At 70.5% G+C, this 17,551-nt stretch carries 18 protein-coding genes; 3 read left to right on the top strand and 15 right to left on the bottom strand.

Annotated elements, in window-relative coordinates:
* Positions 1-51 precede the first annotated feature (51 nt).
* Positions 52-1,818 carry a chaplin family protein gene (locus tag MTS1_RS09975; protein ID WP_023953549.1) on the top strand — a complete coding sequence of 589 codons (1,767 nt, stop codon included), beginning with the start codon at positions 52-54 and terminating at the stop codon, positions 1,816-1,818.
* A gap of 261 nt (positions 1,819-2,079) precedes the next feature.
* On the opposite strand, the gene rplI is transcribed toward MTS1_RS09975, so the two are convergent.
* From rplI to rpsF, 4 genes are read right to left on the bottom strand one after another with little or no spacing between them, the layout of a single operon-like run.
* Complete coding sequence (gene rplI / locus MTS1_RS09970) at positions 2,080-2,532, bottom strand: 50S ribosomal protein L9 (protein WP_023953547.1); 453 nt, start codon at positions 2,530-2,532, stop codon at positions 2,080-2,082.
* A gap of 11 nt (positions 2,533-2,543) precedes the next feature.
* A complete protein-coding gene (gene rpsR, locus MTS1_RS09965; RefSeq protein ID WP_023953545.1) occupies positions 2,544-2,798 on the bottom strand; it encodes a 30S ribosomal protein S18 in 255 nt (84 codons plus the stop codon).
* 59 nt (positions 2,799-2,857) lie between these two features.
* Positions 2,858-3,388, bottom strand: coding sequence for a single-stranded DNA-binding protein (locus MTS1_RS09960; protein ID WP_023953543.1), 531 nt, complete (start codon positions 3,386-3,388; stop codon positions 2,858-2,860).
* 5 nt (positions 3,389-3,393) lie between these two features.
* Positions 3,394-3,750 (bottom strand): 30S ribosomal protein S6, encoded by a 357-nt coding sequence (rpsF, locus tag MTS1_RS09955; protein WP_036305492.1) that lies wholly within the window; start codon positions 3,748-3,750, stop codon positions 3,394-3,396.
* A gap of 175 nt (positions 3,751-3,925) precedes the next feature.
* Here rpsF and MTS1_RS09950 point away from each other — a divergent pair, with 175 nt between their 5' ends.
* Complete coding sequence (locus MTS1_RS09950; protein ID WP_023953541.1) at positions 3,926-4,912, top strand: hypothetical protein; 987 nt, start codon at positions 3,926-3,928, stop codon at positions 4,910-4,912.
* Positions 4,909-6,132 carry a hypothetical protein gene (locus MTS1_RS09945; RefSeq protein ID WP_023953540.1) on the top strand — a complete coding sequence of 408 codons (1,224 nt, stop codon included), beginning with the start codon at positions 4,909-4,911 and terminating at the stop codon, positions 6,130-6,132. The genes MTS1_RS09950 and MTS1_RS09945 overlap by 4 nt, the downstream gene beginning before the upstream one ends.
* A 119-nt stretch (positions 6,133-6,251) precedes the next feature.
* Here the strand turns inward: MTS1_RS09945 and MTS1_RS09940 are convergent, their stop codons facing one another.
* Genes MTS1_RS09940 through MTS1_RS09890 form a run of 11 tightly spaced genes read right to left on the bottom strand, consistent with a single transcriptional unit; the run spans position 6,252 to position 17,509 of the window.
* The gene (locus MTS1_RS09940) at positions 6,252-7,376 is read right to left on the bottom strand and encodes a putative NADH:flavin oxidoreductase (protein ID WP_023953539.1); all 1,125 of its coding nucleotides are present in this window, start codon (positions 7,374-7,376) and stop codon (positions 6,252-6,254) included.
* Complete coding sequence (locus MTS1_RS09935; protein WP_023953538.1) at positions 7,373-8,806, bottom strand: MFS transporter; 1,434 nt, start codon at positions 8,804-8,806, stop codon at positions 7,373-7,375. Before MTS1_RS09935 ends, MTS1_RS09940 begins: the two co-directional genes overlap by 4 nt.
* On the bottom strand, positions 8,803-9,726 hold the full coding sequence (locus tag MTS1_RS16625) for a xylanase/chitin deacetylase (RefSeq protein ID WP_023953537.1): 924 nt from the start codon (positions 9,724-9,726) through the stop codon (positions 8,803-8,805). Before MTS1_RS16625 ends, MTS1_RS09935 begins: the two co-directional genes overlap by 4 nt.
* A complete protein-coding gene (locus MTS1_RS09925; RefSeq protein ID WP_023953536.1) occupies positions 9,723-10,676 on the bottom strand; it encodes a polysaccharide deacetylase family protein in 954 nt (317 codons plus the stop codon). Before MTS1_RS09925 ends, MTS1_RS16625 begins: the two co-directional genes overlap by 4 nt.
* Entirely contained in the window at positions 10,673-11,362 is a 690-nt protein-coding gene (locus MTS1_RS09920) for a cysteine hydrolase family protein (protein ID WP_023953534.1), read from the bottom strand. Before MTS1_RS09920 ends, MTS1_RS09925 begins: the two co-directional genes overlap by 4 nt.
* Positions 11,359-12,729: an MmgE/PrpD family protein gene (locus MTS1_RS09915; protein ID WP_023953532.1), complete on the bottom strand. Its 1,371-nt coding sequence runs from the start codon at positions 12,727-12,729 to the stop codon at positions 11,359-11,361. Before MTS1_RS09915 ends, MTS1_RS09920 begins: the two co-directional genes overlap by 4 nt.
* A gap of 2 nt (positions 12,730-12,731) precedes the next feature.
* A complete protein-coding gene (locus MTS1_RS09910) occupies positions 12,732-13,433 on the bottom strand; it encodes an ABC transporter ATP-binding protein (protein WP_023953530.1) in 702 nt (233 codons plus the stop codon).
* The gene (locus tag MTS1_RS09905) at positions 13,423-14,157 is read right to left on the bottom strand and encodes an ABC transporter ATP-binding protein (RefSeq protein ID WP_023953528.1); all 735 of its coding nucleotides are present in this window, start codon (positions 14,155-14,157) and stop codon (positions 13,423-13,425) included. Before MTS1_RS09905 ends, MTS1_RS09910 begins: the two co-directional genes overlap by 11 nt.
* Positions 14,154-15,233: a branched-chain amino acid ABC transporter permease gene (locus MTS1_RS09900; protein ID WP_023953526.1), complete on the bottom strand. Its 1,080-nt coding sequence runs from the start codon at positions 15,231-15,233 to the stop codon at positions 14,154-14,156. The genes MTS1_RS09905 and MTS1_RS09900 overlap by 4 nt, the downstream gene beginning before the upstream one ends.
* On the bottom strand, positions 15,230-16,240 hold the full coding sequence (locus tag MTS1_RS09895; protein ID WP_023953524.1) for a branched-chain amino acid ABC transporter permease: 1,011 nt from the start codon (positions 16,238-16,240) through the stop codon (positions 15,230-15,232). Before MTS1_RS09895 ends, MTS1_RS09900 begins: the two co-directional genes overlap by 4 nt.
* An 18-nt stretch (positions 16,241-16,258) precedes the next feature.
* Complete coding sequence (locus tag MTS1_RS09890; RefSeq protein WP_023953523.1) at positions 16,259-17,509, bottom strand: ABC transporter substrate-binding protein; 1,251 nt, start codon at positions 17,507-17,509, stop codon at positions 16,259-16,261.
* Between the last annotated feature and the right edge of the window lie 42 nt (positions 17,510-17,551).

The raw sequence follows: 17,551 nt of genomic DNA, 5'->3' as shown, positions 1-17,551 counted from the left end.
ACCATCGGCGCGCAGCGCCATCCATTCGTCATTCTCAAGGAGAGAACACTCATGAACACCATCGTCTCGCGTGCCATCTGGGGCACGCTCGTCGCCGGGGGGATCACGATCCTCGGCGCATCGGTCGCCCACGCGGCCGACACCACGGGAGAGGACGGGTTGCTCTCGGGCACCCAAGGCATCATCTCCGTCGACGCTCCGATCACGGTCAGCGGGACGTCCGTCGCCGTCCTCGGCGACGCGGACAGCTCGACGTCAGGCTCGAGCGCACCGGAGTCGGCACCGGCGCCCAGCGGCTCGACGAGCGGCTCGGATGGCGTCGGCTCGGGGTCGCAAGCGCTCATCAGCGTCTCCGTGCCCGTGACCGTCGAGGGCACCTCCGTCGCCGTCGTCGGCGACAGCACGTCGTCGACGGACGGCGGCAGCGCGCCCGTCGAGCCGGCACCCGCTCCGGCGCAGCCCGCTCCGGCACCGGCTGCCGAAACGAACGGCGCGGATGGCGTCGCCTCGGGCACCCAGGTCGTCGCTCCGGTGACGGCGCCGATCGAGGTCAGCGGCACCGCCGTCTCGGTCATCGGAGACGCCACCAGCGACACCACCACCGGTGACAACGTCGCTGGCAACGGCGGCACGACGGGCACCGCGCCCGAGGCAACCACCGACGGCACCGACGGCATCCTCGGCGGCACCCAGGTCGTCGCACCGGTCACCGCACCGATCGACCTCACCGGCACCGCCGTCTCCGTCATCGGGGACGCCACCACCGATACCACCACCGGCAGCAACACGGCCGGCAACGGCGGCGGCACCACGGGCACCACGCCCGAGGCAACCACCGACGGCACCGACGGCATCCTCGGCGGCACCCAGGTGCTCGCACCCGTGACGGCACCGATCGACCTGACCGGCACCGCCGTCTCGGTCATCGGAGACGCCACCAGCGACGCCACCGGCGGCAGCAACACCGCTGGCAACGGCGGCTCCGCGGCTGACGCGTCGACCGGCGGCTCGGACAGCGTCCTCGGCGGCACCCAGGTCGTCGCACCCGTGACGGCACCGATCGACCTGACCGGCACCGCCGTTTCGGTCATCGGAGACGCCACCACCGACACCACCGGCGGCAGCAACACCGCTGGCAACGGCGGCTCCGCGGCTGACGCGTCGACCGACGGCACCGACGGCATCCTCGGCGGCACCCAGGTCGTCGCCCCGGTCACCGCACCGATCGACCTCACCGGAACCGCCGTCTCGGTCATCGGCGACGCCACCAGCAACACCACCACCGGTGGCAACGGCGGCACGACGGGCAACACGCCCGGCGCGTCGACCAGCGGCTCGGACAGCATCCTCGGCGGCACCCAGCTGGTGCTCCCGATCACTGCTCCGATCTCGCTGAACGGAACCGCGATCTCCGTTGTCGGCGACTCGACCACGGAGGTCGTCACCCCGGCGGTCCCGGGCACCGACCCCGGCACGGACCCTGGCACCGACCCCGGCACCGACCCGGGCACCAACCCCGGAACCGACCCCGGAACCGACCCGGGCACCGACCCCGGAACCGACCCCGGAACCGACCCGGGCACCGACCCCGGAACCACGCCCAGCACGGATGGCAACGGCGGAGCTCCCGCGGTTCCGACCGCGTCGAGCACGACGGACACCGCTGTGGTCGGCACGACGGCCTCGGCAGCGTCGGCTCGCCCGCTGATGCTCGCCAAGACCGGCGGTGAGGCTCCGATGGGTCTCGGCATCGGCGCCCTGGCGCTGACGCTGGTGGGGCTCGTCCTCGTCGCTCTGCGCCGCCGCGCGACGGTCTGATCCCGACAGGAGTCAGTCTCGGATACAGCGGATGCCGCGGGCCTCGGCCTGCGGCATCCGCTCCGGCCTGCCCGCTGGGCGCCTTACCGACGCGCACGCCACCGCACCGGGATGCAAGGGATCTGAACCGACACCCCGGGGCTCGGCATCCGCTCGCGGGGTGTCGGCCCAGAAATCTTGCATCCCGGCCCGCGGCACACCCCGGAAACGACGGATGCCGCGAACCCGAAGGTCCGCGGCATCCGTACGGCGCGCCAGGGATTACTTGGCGGCGACCACCTGCAGGGTGATCACAGCGGTGAGGTCGTCACGCAGGCGAATGGTCGCCTCGTGCTCGCCCACGGCCTTGATCGGCGAGGTGATGTGGATCTTGCGCTTGTCGAGGTCGCCCAGACCAGCGGTCTTGACGGCGTCAGCCACGTCGGCGGGCTTGACTGCACCGAACAGACGGCCTTCGGCGCCGGCCTTGACCGACAGCTTGACCTTGTTCGACTCGAGGTTGTTCTTGAGGGCCACGGCCTCTTCGTGGTCGTGGATCGCGCGGGCGTCGCGAGCGGCGCGGATGGACGCCACCTGCTTCTCGCCACCGCGGGTCCAGGCCACAGCGAAGCCCTGGGGGATGAGGTAGTTGCGGGCGTACCCGTTCTTGACCTCGATGACGTCACCGGCGCTTCCGAGCCCGGCGACCTCGTTCGTGAGAATCAGCTTTGCCATGTCGGTGCTCCTTACCGGCCAGCGCCGGCGTAAGGCAGGAGCGCCATTTCGCGCGCGTTCTTGATCGCCTTGGCGATCAGACGCTGCTCCTGCACCGAGACACCGGTGATACGACGGGCGCGGATCTTCCCACGCTCCGAGATGAACTTGCGGAGCGTCGAAACGTCCTTGTAGTCGATGACGCCGACGCGGATCGCCTTCGCGGGGGCCGCGTTCTTCGCGCCCTTCCGCGGCTTGCGGCGGTCGCCGGTTGCCTTTCCAGCCATTGTTTTTCCTTACGAGAGTGATGATCGGATGCCGCTGCGCGCAGCATCCGGAATCCGATTCAGAACGGGGTGTCGTCGCCGTAGGAGGCGCCGCTGGTACCCGGTGCGCTCCACGCGTCGGGAGCCGAAGAACCCGGGGTCGCCCACGGCTCCTCCTGCACCTGCTGCTGCGGGCGCGACTGCTGACCGCCGCCGAAGCTTCCGCCGCCACCACCACCGGAGCCGGATGCGGCGCGCGTGACCTGTGCGGTCGCGTAGCGCAGCGAGGGGCCGATCTCGTCGACCTCCAGCTCGATCGCGGTGCGGTTCTGACCCTCACGGTCCTGGTAGGAGCGCTGACGCAGGCGGCCGGTCGCGACGACCCGCATGCCCTTGGTCAGCGAACCCGCCACGTGCTCGGCGAAGTCACGCCACACGGACGCGCGGAGGAACAGCGCTTCGCCGTCCTTCCACTCGTTCGCCTGACGGTCGAAGGTGCGAGGAGTCGAGGCGATCGTGAAGTTCGCCACCGGCAGTCCGTTCTGCGTGTAACGCAGCTCGGGGTCTGCCGTGAGGTTGCCCACGACGGTGATGACGGTCTCGCCGGCCATGAGCCTTACGCCTTCGCAGCCTTAGCGGGGGCGGCAGCCTTGCGAGCGGCCTTCGCCTCGGAGCGCGCCTTCTCGGCGGCGACCTGTGCGATGGCCTCCTCGGCGCGCAGGACCTTGGTGCGCATGATCGACTCGCTCAGCTTCAGCTGGCGGTCGAGCTCCTGCGTGGTCTCGCTCGTCGCGGTGAAGTTGACGACGGCGTAGATGCCCTCGTTCTTCTTCTGGATCTCGTATGCCAGGCGGCGACGGCCCCAGATGTCGATGTTCTCGATGGTTCCGCCGTCATTCGTGATGACCTTGAGGAACTTGTCAAGGTTGGGAGCAACCTGACGCTCATCGATCTCGGGCTGGAGAATCACCATGAGCTCGTACTGGTACGTGTGCGTCACTGACCCACCTCCTTCGGACTAGAACGGCTCCCGGGCGTTTCCCGGAAGCAGGAGGGTGTGTAGCACGTGCCCGACCGAGGTCGGACAACCACAACAGCTTACCTGATCGCGCGTGATGCCGCCGACCGGTCACCGGTAGCGTGGGCGCATGGAGTGGATCGCTGACGTCTCGACCGGCGACTGGCTGCGCGAGCGCATCGACGATCCGTGGCGAGGGACGGTCCACGACGTGGTGCCGCGGGGCTTCGAGGCGTACGCGCGCATCCTGCATCCGGCATCCGTTCAGTCGCGTGCGGACGGCGCGCCACTCCCCCCGTTCGACGCGTGGGTCGAGATGCCGTGGCAGCAGTCGCAGCAGGTGGCGGCAGACCTCGTCACCGATCCCGCCACATGGGCCGAGACCGCCGCCGCGTTCGGGACGACGCTGCATCCGCTGGCGCAGTGGGACTCGATCGTGCGCTCGCCCGAGTTCGGCACGAACCAGCGCAGCGCGCCCGACGGCCGGTGGTTCGCCGCACCCGGGATGGGCGATCTCGACCCGCACCACATGGCGGTTCTCGCCCGCGAGCTGATCGGGCACACGTCGACACCGGATGACGTGACCGCGGGCCTCTGGGAAGGCCGGGGCGGCCTGCTCGGGCACCTCGGACGCGCGCCGTCGCGCACGGTCTTCCAGCCCGGCGACCCCGACGACGCGACCCTCGCCCGCCACAACCGCATGCTCGGGTCGTCGATCGGCGACCGCTTCAACAGCGTCTTCCGCAAACCCACCTGGCAGGAGGGCATCCTCTCGCGCGAGATCTCGGAAGGACCACGGCTGAGGCTGCCGGAGCGGGCGTTCGTCCTGTTCCGCGGCGCTGTCGACGAGTTCGCCGACGACGACTGGGAGCTGCGGATGCCGTGGCGCGACCTCGCCGCCGAGGCGATGGGAGCCGTGCCGACGTCGCAGAGCCCGAGCCTGCTCTGGCCCGCGGACCGCGCCTGGGTCATGGTCTCGGAAGTCGACTTCGACTCGACGATCGTCGGCGGCTCGAGGGAGCTCGTCGACGCGATCTGCCGCTCCCCCGAGCTCGAAGCCCTGCCCCTGCCGGCCGACGCATCCCTGTCGTGGGGAGCAGACGAGGTGAATCGATGAGCGTCCCGTTCGACCCCCGGCCCCTGCTCGAGCCGGTGTCGCCCGCCACCGCACGTGCGTTCCGGAAGCATCTGGCCGACAGCGGCCGGCTTCCCGGCGGGTCGGGCACCGCCGGCGTGATCATCGCGATCGTCGTCATCGTCTTCGTGGTGCTGGTGTTCGGCGGCGTCCTGTCGGCCATGGTCGGCGGCCTGGTGTTCGCCATCGGGACGCAGTCGGGTTCCGGCGCGGTGGTCTCGCTGGCGCCCGTCATCCCCCTCGTCATCCTGATCGCGCTCGCGGCGCTCATCCCGTTCTTCGTCCGCCGACAGCGCGCTGCGCAAGCCGCGGTCTGGTACCGGCTCGACGGGTTCGCGCGGGCCAACGGCATGAGCTTCGAGCCGCAGCGGCCCCAGCCCCCGCTGCCGGGCATGATCTTCTCGCAGGGGTCGGGGCGGATGGCATCCAATCTCGTCCGCTGCGACCAGCCGCGTTTCGTCGAGTTCGCGAACTACCGCTACACGACCGGGTCGGGCAAGAACCAGCAGACGCACACGTGGGGCTACGTCGCGGTGCACCTGTCGACTCCCCTGCCGCACATCGTGCTCGACGCGCTCGGCAACAACGGGCTGTTCGGCTCGAACCTCCCCGTCGCGTTCGACCGCGACCAGCACCTGAGCCTCGAGGGCGACTTCGACCGGTACTTCCGCCTCTACTGCCCGCGCGGATACGAACGCGACGCGCTGTACCTCTTCACGCCCGACATCATGGCGCGGTTCGTCGACAACGCCGCCGCACTGGATGTCGAGATCGTCGACGACTGGCTCTTCTTCTACGGAAAGCGCGACTTCTCGACACTCGACCCGGCCACCTGGTCGTGGCTGTTCGGCGCCGTCGGCGCGATGATCGACAAGTTCGCACAGTGGGAGCGCTGGCGCGACGACCGGCTGGCGGCGCCGGCGGCATCCGGTGCGGGGGCGGCGCCGGGCGGTGCCGCGGAGGCCGCGACCGCTGGGCCGGCTGCGGCGGGACCGGGTGCGGCTGCCGGCTCCGCACCTGCGCTGCCCGTCACGCCGCCGCCGGGACTGCTGCGGCCGCCGCCCGGCGTCGCCGCACCCGGCCAGCGGCTGAAGAAGAGCGTGCCGTGGATGGCAGTGGTCGTGGTGCTGCTCATCGTCACGGTCGGTGCCATCGGCCCAGTCATCGCCTTCATCGGCGGAATCTTCGCCGCCGTGCGCTGACCCGTCGGCGCGGCACCCGTGTCGCGCGTTCGGTCGGCGAGGTCCCATCTGGGCCGGGAATCACCCCCCGATACCCGGCCGGACTGGGACCTCGCCGAGCACCGCCGGGCGAATCCGTGTCAGAGGTAGGCGCGGTGGTAGCGAGGCTCGAGCGACGCCGCGCCCGTGAGAGCGAGCTCGGCACGGCGGGCCCAGTGGGGGTCGCGGAGCATCTCGCGGCCGAGGAGGACGAGGTCGGCGTCGCCGTCGGCGACGATCCGGTCGGCATGCCGCGGGTCGGTGATGAGACCGACGGCGGCGGTCGGGACCCCGGCGGCTCGAACCACGGCTGATCCCGGCACCTGATAGCCGGGCGACGGGGAGTACTCTGCACCGGCGACGAGTCCCCCCGACGAGCAGTCGACGAGATCGACCCCGGCTGTGTGCAGGCGCCGCGCGAGCTCAGCACTGTCGGCGGCCTGCGACCCGCCCGGAGCGACGTCGTCGACCGACAGCCGCACGATGAGCGGCATCCCCTCGGGCATCTCCGCCCGCACCGCGGCGACCGTCGCGAGCAGGAGGGCCGCCCGGTCGGCGCCCCACCGGTCGTCGCGGCGGTTCGTCACCGGTGAGAGGAACTCGTGCAGCAGGTACCCGTGCGCGCCATGGAGCTCGATCGCGTCGAAGCCGGCGGCGACCGAGCGGCGCGCGGCTGCGGCGAACTCTGCGACGACGGCATCCACCTGGTCGGCGTCCATACGCGCGGGATCGGCGAAGCGCCCGAAGGGCTCGCCAGAAGCGCCGAGGGTCTGCCATCCGCCGGCGCTTGGGGGAACCGATCCGCGGTGCTCCGGCGGATCACCCGGTAGCCCGGCGTACTTGCTGCCCTTGCGTCCGGCGTGCGCGAGCTGTACCGCGATGCGGCCGCCGGTGCGGTGCACGGCATCGGTGACCCGTCGCCAGGCGGCGATGTGCCGGTCGTCCCACATGCCAGAGTCGTCGGGGGTCACCCGGCCGAGCGGTGACACCGCGGTCGCCTCGGTGATGATGAGCCCCGCGCCGCCGAGGGCGAACTGTCCGTAGTGGACGACGTGCCAGTCGTCGACGACGCCGTCGGGTATTGGAGCGGCATACATGCACATCGGCGAGACCCCGATGCGGTTGCGCAGGGTCAGGTCGCGCAGCCGTATCGGTCGGAGCAGCGCCGGGCGGTCCGCCTCGTCGGCGGCTCCTTTCCCGGCAGGACGAGAAGAGATCAGGGTCATGCTCCTGCTTCCTTTCGGCGGAGACGGATGACGGCGACGACGGTCGCGAGCAGCAGGGCGAGCCCCAGCCCGGCGATCGTCAGCCCGACGTCGCGGATGCCGCCGGCGACGGCGCCCGCGTCGAGCAGGTGCGCCACGACGACGGCGGCGAGCGCGGCGCCGACATACTGCGCGGTGCGGTAGATCCCGGTGGAGGCACCGGCAGCCCCGGCGGGCACCGCGTGATGGAGCAGGAGCTGGTTGCCCAGGTTGTTGAAGCCGTTGGGCACGCCGAGCAGGGCGCAGACGATCGCGAGCACCCAGAGCGGCATGTCGGCCGCACCGGTGAGTGCGAGGAGCGTGCCGGCCAGGACCATCGCCGAGGTGCCGACGGCGAGCAGGGCACGCGGGTGCCAAGTGCGCCCGAGGCGGGTGGCGAGGACGGTGGAGAGCGCCCCGATCCCGAAGACCGGCAGCATGAGGAGTCCGGTCAGCGCCGGTCCGAGGTCGCGGGTCGCCTGCATCCACTGCGGGAGTCCGTAGAAGATGACGTAGAAAGAGATGAACGTCGCGATCGCCCGCAGGCAGGTGAGGCCGAACTGCGGGTACCGGCCCAGCAGGCGCACGTCGACGAAAGGCCGTTCCGCGCGCAGCTCTCGCCAGACGAACCCGGCGGCCAGAGGCGCGGTCACCGCAGCGGAAACCACCGCGACCGTCGGCGCCGAGTCGATGCTGAGCAGCGCCACCATGAGCGCGACGAGCGCGCCGATCATGAGGACCATGCCGGCGGGGTCGAGCACGCGCCAGGTCTGAGCCGCGCTCGCCCGAGCGCCACGGGCGTCGGCGGGGACGAAGGCCAGCACGAGCGTCGCGCAGAGGATCACCATCGGGATATTGATCCAGAAGATGCCCGGCCACCCCCACACCACCACGACGAGACCGCCGACGGTGGGGCCGAGAGCTGCCGTCGTCTGCCCGCACAGCGCGATGATGCCGATCGCGCCGGTGGGCGCCGCGCGCGCGAGGTCGGCCTGGCGGCGGATGATCGCCATCGCCGCGGGGAACTGCGCGGCGGCTCCCAGCCCGAGCACGACCCGGTCGACGATCATCCAGGCGCTGTCGGTGATGAAGGGACCGGCGACCGAGGCCACCAGGATGAGCACCAAGCCCACGAGGTAGACGCGTCGCGGTCCGTACAGGTCGGCGAGGCGTCCTGCCGTGGGCGACCCGACCGCAGCAGCGATGTAGAGCGCGCTGATGATCCATGCGGTCGCGCTCGTGGCGACGGCCACCTCTCCCCCGAACGACGCCACCATCGGAACGAGCGCGACGGCGATGATCGACGAGTTCAGCCCGAGGAGGATCGTGCCGCTGCCGAGCGACCACGGCAGCCGCAGCGGCAGCGAGCGGCGGCCGTCCGGGCCGCCCGCAGCCGCGGGTTCCGGCGTCACTCGGCGAGCTCCGCCACCCCGCCCGGTGTCGCGAGGAGCACATCGGGGTGGGCGGCGAGCATCCGGAAGGTGCGCTCGACGACGTCGGCGAAGCACGCCTGACCCGAGACCCAGCCGAAGAGGCTGAGTCCGAGGTGGCGGGCGCCGACGATGTCCGCGTCGGCGATCAGCTGGTCGACCGTCGCGGTGAGCAGCTCCTCGTAGTCGGCGGCGACGATCCCCCGGGCGTAGAGCTCGAACATGTCCTCCGTCTCCAGCGGATGCGGCACGGCGACGAGGCCGTCTGAGGCGCCGACCAGCGTCACGGGGCGCTCGTCGATCGGCCAGTCCCCGAACCAGCCGAACCCCGCCTCGCGCAGCAGGGCGGTGGTCCGCGAGGTGCCGGCGCGTTCGGGGCCGAACCATCCGGTGGCCTCGCGCCCGGTCAGACGCTGGACGGTGTCGCGTGCGCTCTCGATGTACGAGCGCTCGGTGGCGGCATCCATCTCAGGAGACAGGATGACGTTCGCGCCGGCACCTCGCACGACGATCTCATCGGCTCGTGCCGCGACGCCGCGGGCGAGCCCCGGCACAGTACGGGCACCGAACTCGTCGAGCGCGACGGCGACGGGAACGCCCGCCCGGTCGGCGATGTCGAGCAGCCGCCAGATGCCGGTCGTCAGGCCGAAGTCCCACTGCGACAGTCGGGCGACCTGTCCGTGCCGGGGCTCGGAGGTGTCGCGGCCCACACCGCCCTGCATCGACGTCGGCGAGAACGCTCCCGCGGGAAGGTCGTCCTGGTACGAGGGAGCGTGCAGCAGCACCGAGACCACGAGCTTCTTCGCGCCCGGCAGCGCCCACGCCGGACGGTGCGCGTCGTAGGCGCGCGGCAGGTCGGGGGCGAACACGGTCGCGTCCGCGGGGTGGGAGATGAGGCTCATGCGCCGACCTCCGTCAGAAGAGCCGCGTGTTCGTCGGCGAGCGTGCGAGCGAAGTCGACCTGCGCGTCGTAGTGGTGGGCGAGGTAGTGGTCGCTGATCGCGCCGGCCGTCGTGGCCCAGATGCGCTCGTCGGCGCGAACGTGCGCGAACAGCTCTCGGAGAGCCCCGGCGAACCACGGCTGCCCGGCGAGGAAGGGGTGCGTCGCGAGGCAGACCACCCGCCCCTGCCCGTCGCGTTCGCTGTCGGCCAGCGAGCGGTCGATCTGCGCTTTCGCCAGGGCGATGAAGTCGGATGCGGAGAGGCTCCGCACGTGCACCATGGGGACGTCGTTGAGCATGAAGCTGTACGGCATCGACACGATCGGGGCGTCACCGACCGTTCGCAGCGGGCGGGGCTGCTCGTCGTGGATGAAGTCGGCGAAGTACTGCATGCCGTGCGCGGCCATGAGGTCGACGGTGTTGTCGGTTCCCGAGATCTTCGGGCCCAGCATCCCCTTGATGCGCCGGCCGCCGTAATAGGTCTCGCTCAGCCGTTGCGAGAGCGCGTAGAACGCGTCCTCTTCGTCGTAGGGCATGTCGTAGATCGGCCGCAGGTTCGAGATGCCGTGGCTCATGATCTCCCACCCCCGCTCGAACATGGCGTCGCGAACCTCGGGCTGCTCCTCGAGCAGCGACAGGCTGAGCGACACGGTCGACGGCATCTCGAACTCATCGACGATGCGCAGCATCCGCCACAGGCCGACACGGTTGCCGCTGTCGCGGTGCATGTAGTGCTGCGCGTCGGGGAAGGCGATCCGGCCCTGCGGTGAGCCGCCCCCGGGCGCGATCCAGTCGTAGTGCTCGACGTTCGGCGCGTGCCAGAACGCGAGCAGCTTGCCGCCCGGCCACTCCACGCGTGGCCGGGTCGCCATCGGGGCGTACCAGAGGCGCTCGTTGTTGCGGATCGTCATGCGAGCTCCGCGGTGGCCTCGGCCAGCGCCTCGGCATCGGCACCCTGCATCGCCTCGAATCGGTCGAGGACCCACTGCTTGGTCACGACGTCGCCGAAGCGGTCCTGCATGTCCCACAGCGACACCTCGCCCGACACCGTGCGGAAGTCGTCGCAGCACTCCTCGACGATGCTGATGTGGAAGCTGCGGTAGGCGGCATCCACGACGCTCGCCCGGACGCATCCGCTGGTGGAGGTGCCCGTGAAGATCAGCTCGTCGACGCCGAGCTCGGCGAGCAGGTCGTCGAGGCGGGTGCGGTAGAACGCCGACGCGACGGTCTTCTCGACGATGTGGTCGGTCGGAGCCGGCGGAACGGCAGCGCTGATCTCGGTCCACGGGTTGCCGCGTTCGCAGCGCTCGGTCAGGCTCGAGCGCACCCGCTGTGCCAGCATCCGGTCGTCGAGCGAGTCGAGGATCATCACCGCGTAGATGACGGGAACGCCCGCGGCCCGCGCCGCCTCGAGCAGCTCGTTCGTGTGCGCGAGCGCCACCGCCGTCCCGGGGCCGATCTTCTCGTGCTCGGTGAACGCGCGCTGGAAGTCGATGACGATCACGGCGGGTGACGTTCCCGGTCCGACCTTCGTGCGCCGGGCGCGCAGGTCTCGGATCGTGTCGATCTCGACGTTCCAGTCGATCGTGTCGTTCATGCGAGGTCTCCTTCGGAGGGTGGGGCGAGTCGGCCGAGAGCGCGAGTGAGCGCTCCGGGGTCGGGGTCGTGGAAGTCGTGGACGGCGCGATGGATGTCGGGGGCGCCCAAGCCCGTCGGGCGCAGCGCCTCGGTGAGCAGCGCGTCGATCCGCGCATCCGAGAAAGGAGTATCGACGGCGTCGCCCTGCGGGTGCCTGACGGATGCCGTGTGGGCGGTGCCGTCGGCGAGGTGCACGGTGACCCGCGCGGGACGCGAGGTCGCGGTATCGGGCCGCAGGTCGGCCGTGGCATCCGTTACCGCCACCACGGCGGCGATGCGCGCCAGTTGCGGGTGCGGAGGCACATCGGCCCGCTCGGCCGACACGTCACCGAACCACAGTGCGCTGGCGACGGCGAACGGGACGGAGAAGTACGCGCCGTGCCGCGAACCCCACGATGTGGCGGGCAAGGATGCCGCCGAGGCCACCCCCTCGACGCGCACCGAGACGATGTCGGCGAGGTCGACGCCCGCCGCGACCATGCGAGCGCGAACGAGGAGCGCCGCGTCGGCGGGACCGTGCGTGTAGGCGCATGCGGAGTGCTGCTTGAGGTAGCTGGTGGTGACGAGGCTCTCGTCACCGAGGCCGCGGATCACGGCATCCGGGTCGATCGTCCCGAGACCGCCGAGATCGGCGGCGAGCCCGTCGGGGTCGGCGGCGAGCCCGGCGGCTGAGAAGCGCGCCGCCGCGAGTCCGGCCAGGGCCCCCTGGCCGACCCACTGATCGCGCGCCGCCGAACCGCGCAGCACGGGCTGCCACGACGTCGCGGGAGCCATCGCGGCGCCGGTGCCGACGGCGCGCGCGACGCCGTCGGCATCCGCACCCAGGAGCACCGCGCACGCCGCCGCCGCACCGACGGCGCCGAGGGGTCCGTGGGTGTGCACGTCGGGCCGGAAGGTCGTCGCCCGCCCGACGCGCGCGGCGACCTCGTAACCGACGTAGAGGGCGTCCCACAGCCGCTCGCCCGCGATGTCCTGCGCCTCCGCGAGCGCGAGCACGGCCGGCACGGTCTGCGCCGCGGGGTGCCCCTTGCTGTACCGGTTGCCTTCGTCGCGCTCGGTCGAGACCCCGGCCACTCCGTTAAGCCACACAGCTGATTCGACGGCGACGCGGCGCGGGGATCCGACGAGGGTCGCGGGCCCGGGGCTCGGCGTCCAGGCACGCCGCAGCCGCTGCATCTCGGGCATCGCGGCGGCTCCGACGGTGACCGCGAGCAGGTTCTCGACGGCGCGGACGAGCGAACGCTTCGCATCATCCGAGGCCGTTGCGAACGGCGCCGACGCGGCCCACTCGCCGAGAATCCGAGACGCTTCGCGGTGAGTCGTCATGCTCAGTGGCCCAGGTAGGCGGCCTGGACGCGCTCGTCCGAGGCGAGCGCCGAGGCGGTGCCGTCGAGCGCGACGCTGCCCGATTCGAGAACGTAGGCGCGGTCGGCGAGCTGCAGCACCTGGTGGGCGTTCTGCTCGACGATCAGCACGCCCACACCGCGATCGCGGATGGCGTTGACGGCGTGGAAGACGTCCCAGGTGAGCTTCGGCGAGAGCCCGGTCGAGGGTTCGTCGAGCATGAGCAGACGTGGCGCTCCCATGAGAGCGCGGGCGATGGCGAGCATCTGCTGCTGACCGCCCGACATCGTCTCGGCGAGCTGCTGGCGTCGCTCGCGCAGGATCGGGAACAGGTCGAGGATCTCGTCCTCCGAGAACCCCGTGCGCCCCTTCTTGCCCCAAGCGCCCATGCGCAGGTTGTCCTCGACGGTGAGCGAGCCGAAGAGCGCGCGGTGCTCGGGCACGAGCATCAGGCCGCGCTGCGCGACCAGGTGGCTGCGTCCGTAGCCGACGGCGCCGCCGTCGAAGCGGACCGAGCCGCCCTGCTGCTTCACCTCGCCGGCGATGGTCTTCAGCGTCGTCGACTTGCCGGCGCCGTTCGCCCCGACGATCGCGACGACCTCTCCGGCGTCGACCGAGAGCGAGATCCCGTGGAGGATCTCCAGTCCGTGGTAACCCGCACGCAGGTCGTCGATCTCAAGCAGCATCGCCGTACTCCTTCCCGAGGTAGGCCTCGATGACTCGGGGATCGTGCAGAACGTCGTCGACCGAGCCCCGCGCGATGACGGCTCCCTGGTCCATCATCACGACGCGGTCGCTGAGTCGGCGGACGGCGGTCATGATGTGCTCGATGAAGAGCATCGTCACGCCCTCCTCGCGCCGCAGCTCGTCGAGCAGGTCGAGCACGGGAGTGCGCTCGGACGGCACCAGACCAGCCAGCACCTCGTCGAGCAGCAGCACTCGCGGACGCATCGCGAGGGCGCGGGTGAGCTCGAGACGCTTCTGGACCGCCGTCGGGAGCGAGCCCGACTCGGCATCCGCCCACGACCACAGGCCGGTGCGATCGAGGAGCGTCGCCGCCTCGTCACGCGCCGCGCGCTCGGGCCGCACCCCGCGGCTCTGCACCGCGATCGTGACGTTCTCGAGGGTGGTCATCGTGTGGAAGGGCCGCATCAGCTGGAACGTCCGCACGAGTCCCGAGCGTGCGAGCACGTGCATCTTCGCGCCGGTGATGTCGCGCCCGTCGAGCGTGACCCGCCCCGAGTCGGGCGGGAAGGCGCCCGTCACGCAGTTGAACAGCGTCGTCTTGCCGGCGCCGTTCGCGCCGATGATCCCGACGATCTCGCCCTCGTCGACGGAGATGTCGACGTCGCGCAGCGCGTGCAGGCCGCGGAACGACTTGTTGATGCCCTGAATCTCGAGAAGGGTCACTTCTTCTTCACCACCCAGTTCTTGACGGTGCCGTAGACGCCCTTGGGGAGAAGCAGGACGCAGGCGATGAGGATGACGGCGTAGATGAGGATGTCGAGACCGCCGTGGCCCTGGAGGAACGACAGCGCCTCGGGAGGGTGACGGAGGAAAGCGGCGACGGCATCCGAGAGCGGCGCCATGACGACGGCTCCGATGACGGGACCCCAGACGGTCGCGACCCCGCCCACGACGGCCGTGATGATCGCGTTATTCGAGACGTGGGCGCCGAACGCGAGCTCGGGATCGATGAACATGTAGTACTGCAGGTAGAGCGTGCCCGCCGCGGCCGTGATGGCGGCGGAGAGAGCGACGGTGGTCAGCTTGTACCGCAGCACGTTGACGCCGATGGCCGCCGCCGCCAGGTCGTCGTCGCGCGATGCCAGGGTGAAACGACCCGTGCGGCGACGCAGGAACTCGATGACGACGACGAGTGCCAGCACGACCATGCCCACGCCGATCCACCAGTAGTTCGGCGAGCCGACGGGGAACTGGAACATCGCCCAGTCGTCGCCGCGCAGCACGGGGACGGTGAAGCCGACCGTGCGGTTGAGCGCGTCGTTGCCGACGACGAACAGTCGCAGCATCTCGGCGAAGGCGAACGTCGACAGCGCGTAATAGGCACCGGTCAGCTTGTAGCGCAGGGCGAGGAAGCTGATGCCCACGGCTGCCGCTGCTGCCAGGGCCATCCCGGCGATCAGGCCGATCCACGGACTCACACCGAAGTCGACGAGCAGCACGGCCGTGACGTACGAGCCGATGCCGAAGTAGGCGGCGTGACCGAAGCTGAACATTCCGCCGAAGCCGCTCATCATGTTCCAGCCGATCCCCATGAGGGCGAAGATCAGCACGCGCATGGCGACGGCGAGCTCCGCAGCGGGAAGGACGAAGGGCAGGGCGACCCCGACGACCGCCAGCACCCCGAGGGCGACGTAGTGACGGAAGGTCGTGCGACGGTGCAGAGGGATACGCGGTGCGAGCAGGTGAGCACCCGTGGTGAAGTCGGGCGCCGTCGGGCGCGCGGGGGTGGCGATGGTCATGCGGTCCTCCCGAAGATTCCGCGGGGCTTGGCGAAGAGCACGATGAGGAAGACGACGAACACGGCCAGCAGCGGTGACTGGCCGGGCAGGATCAGCCCGCCCAGCTGCTCGGTGAGGCCGACGATCAGCCCGCCGACGAGCGCACCGGGGACGTTGCCCATGCCGCCGAGGACCACGACGACGAACGCCGTCAGGTTGAACACCGACCCGGCTGTCGGTTCGATCGTGGTGAAGGGAGCAACCAGCGTGCCGGCGGCTCCGGCTGCGGCGGCGCCGAGCGCGAAGGTGAGGATGTAGATCCCCTTGATGTCGATGCCCACCAGGCGGGCGCCCTCGGGGTTCGCGGCGACCGATCGGACCGCCGTGCCGACCGGGGTGCGCTGCAGGATGAGCCACAGGGCCGCGACGAGGACCAGCGCACCGACGAAGGCGTAGATGCGGCTCAGGTCGACCGTCGCGCCGAGGATCGGAACACCGGTGTTGCCGGGCAGCTGGACCGAGAGCGGGTTGGGGCCGAACACGAGCAACAGGATGTTCTCGATCGCCAGCGCCAAGCCGATCGTGATGAGCAGCTGGGTGTGGATGGGGGCGCGCATGATCGGGTTCAGCAGACCCGCCTGCGTCACCGCGCCGAGCAGGAACATCGTCGGAACGGTGATCAGCAGCGTCGCGTAGGGGTGCATCCCGGTGAGGTTCACCAGCACGTACGTGAGGTACATCGCCAGAGCGACCATGGCCCCGTTGGCGAAGTTGATGATGTGGAGCACCCCGTAGACGAGGGTGAGTCCCATGGCGACCAGGCTGTAGATGCCTCCGGTCAGCAGTCCCGTCACGAGTGCCTGCGCCAGCACGGTCGGGCTGCCCGAGATGAACCCGGCCACCACGGCCGCGAGGGCGAGCACCCCGAGGGTCACGACCAGAGCGCGCGGCGAGGGGCCGTTGTAGCGGCGGTTGCGGACGCGCTTCTCGCCGGCCGGGGCGGTGGGCGGGGACGCCTGGATCGTCATGAGACTCACTCCTCGCTGTCAGCGGACGGGGGCCGGGTAGACGAGCGGCTGCTGAGCCAGGGCCGCCGGGTAGACCTGGGTGACTGCGCCGCCGAGCACCTGCATCGTGACGACCGAGGCGTTGACGTTCTGTCCCGTCTCATCGAACGAGACGGGACCGTCGTTGACGACATGCGGCTCGTACGTCGTCGCGGCGATCGCATCACGGATGTCGGCGGGGTCGGCGCTCCCGGCGGCGTCGATCGCTTCGGCGATGAGCGTCACGGCGTCGTAGGTGAGCATCGCGCTCGTCCGCATCGGCTCGCCGAACTCGGCTTCGAACGCCGCGGCGACCGCGACCGCCTCATCGTTGGTGGCATCCCACCGGTAGTTCGCGTCGAAGTAGTTCTCACCCCCGTTGGGGGCGTCGGCGGTGAACTGCACCTGGTCGTATCCGCCGTTGGCGACACCGAACACGGCGTCGAGATCGGGGGCGATGGAGCTGACAGCGCGAGCGATCGCGAGGCTGTCGTTGTAGTAGCCCGAGACGGCGAGCACGTCGGCGCCGGCGGCTGCCACCTGTTGCACCTGGGTCGACAGGTCGCTCGACGAGGGGTCGTAGCTGATCGCCGGTTCGACCGTGATGCCGTACTCCTGGGCCTTCGCAGCGAACGCCTCGTAAGCCGAGGCGCCGAAGTTCCCCTGCTCGTAGAGGTAGCCGACCTTGGTCACCGGGGTGCCCGCGGCCTCGGCGATCTCGGACAGATAGGTCGCGCTCTGCTCGCCCATCATGCTCGCCGACGGCTGGATGCGGAACGAGTTGGTGTAACCCTGCTCCAGGATCGAGTCGAGTGCCGACACGTCCATGACGAACGGCACGCCGTTGCGCTCGGCGACCGAGGCGATGTTCGCGCTCGTCGCGCTCTGGTACGAACCGACGAGCGCCGCGGCGCCCTCCTGGATGAGACGCGTCGCCTCGCTCTGCCCGGTCTCCGGCTCGCCGCGGGTGTCGGCCGCCTCGAGAACGAGCTTCGCGCCGCCGAGGGATTCGATGCCGCCGGCGTCGTTGATCGCGTCGACGGCCATCTGTGCGGCGTTGCTCATCTGCTGGCCGTCGACCGCGTTCGAACCGCTGAGCGGGTGGAGGGCTCCGATGACGATCTCCTCGGGTGCCTCGCCCGAGGATGCTGCCTGGCTTGCTCCGACGGCGGATCCGGCACAGGCCGCGAGCGTGACGCTGCCGACGGCGAGAGCGGTCACGGCGAGCGTGAAGCGACTCGTGGTTTTCAACTCGACTCCTTGGAGGGTGGTGTTCCGTCTGATGGAGCTGTT

This window comes from Microbacterium sp. TS-1 (assembly GCF_000509385.1).
Taxonomy (GTDB): domain Bacteria; phylum Actinomycetota; class Actinomycetes; order Actinomycetales; family Microbacteriaceae; genus Microbacterium; species Microbacterium arborescens.
This window is presented reverse-complemented; position numbering and strand designations above follow the sequence as displayed.

Coding starts and splice junctions, on each gene's coding strand:
- MTS1_RS09940 (WP_023953539.1), bottom strand. CDS start 7,376: ATGACCCTGATCTCTTCTCGTCCTGCCGGGAAAGGAGCCGCCGACGAG.
- MTS1_RS09920 (WP_023953534.1), bottom strand. CDS start 11,362: ATGAACGACACGATCGACTGGAACGTCGAGATCGACACGATCCGAGAC.
- rplI (WP_023953547.1), bottom strand. CDS start 2,532: ATGGCAAAGCTGATTCTCACGAACGAGGTCGCCGGGCTCGGAAGCGCC.
- MTS1_RS09975 (WP_023953549.1), top strand. CDS start 52: ATGAACACCATCGTCTCGCGTGCCATCTGGGGCACGCTCGTCGCCGGG.
- rpsF (WP_036305492.1), bottom strand. CDS start 3,750: ATGGTGATTCTCCAGCCCGAGATCGATGAGCGTCAGGTTGCTCCCAAC.
- MTS1_RS09910 (WP_023953530.1), bottom strand. CDS start 13,433: ATGCTGCTTGAGATCGACGACCTGCGTGCGGGTTACCACGGACTGGAG.
- MTS1_RS09960 (WP_023953543.1), bottom strand. CDS start 3,388: ATGGCCGGCGAGACCGTCATCACCGTCGTGGGCAACCTCACGGCAGAC.
- MTS1_RS09945 (WP_023953540.1), top strand. CDS start 4,909: ATGAGCGTCCCGTTCGACCCCCGGCCCCTGCTCGAGCCGGTGTCGCCC.
- MTS1_RS09915 (WP_023953532.1), bottom strand. CDS start 12,729: ATGACGACTCACCGCGAAGCGTCTCGGATTCTCGGCGAGTGGGCCGCG.
- rpsR (WP_023953545.1), bottom strand. CDS start 2,798: ATGGCTGGAAAGGCAACCGGCGACCGCCGCAAGCCGCGGAAGGGCGCG.
- MTS1_RS09900 (WP_023953526.1), bottom strand. CDS start 15,233: ATGACCATCGCCACCCCCGCGCGCCCGACGGCGCCCGACTTCACCACG.
- MTS1_RS09895 (WP_023953524.1), bottom strand. CDS start 16,240: ATGACGATCCAGGCGTCCCCGCCCACCGCCCCGGCCGGCGAGAAGCGC.
- MTS1_RS09950 (WP_023953541.1), top strand. CDS start 3,926: ATGGAGTGGATCGCTGACGTCTCGACCGGCGACTGGCTGCGCGAGCGC.
- MTS1_RS09925 (WP_023953536.1), bottom strand. CDS start 10,676: ATGACGATCCGCAACAACGAGCGCCTCTGGTACGCCCCGATGGCGACC.
- MTS1_RS16625 (WP_023953537.1), bottom strand. CDS start 9,726: ATGAGCCTCATCTCCCACCCCGCGGACGCGACCGTGTTCGCCCCCGAC.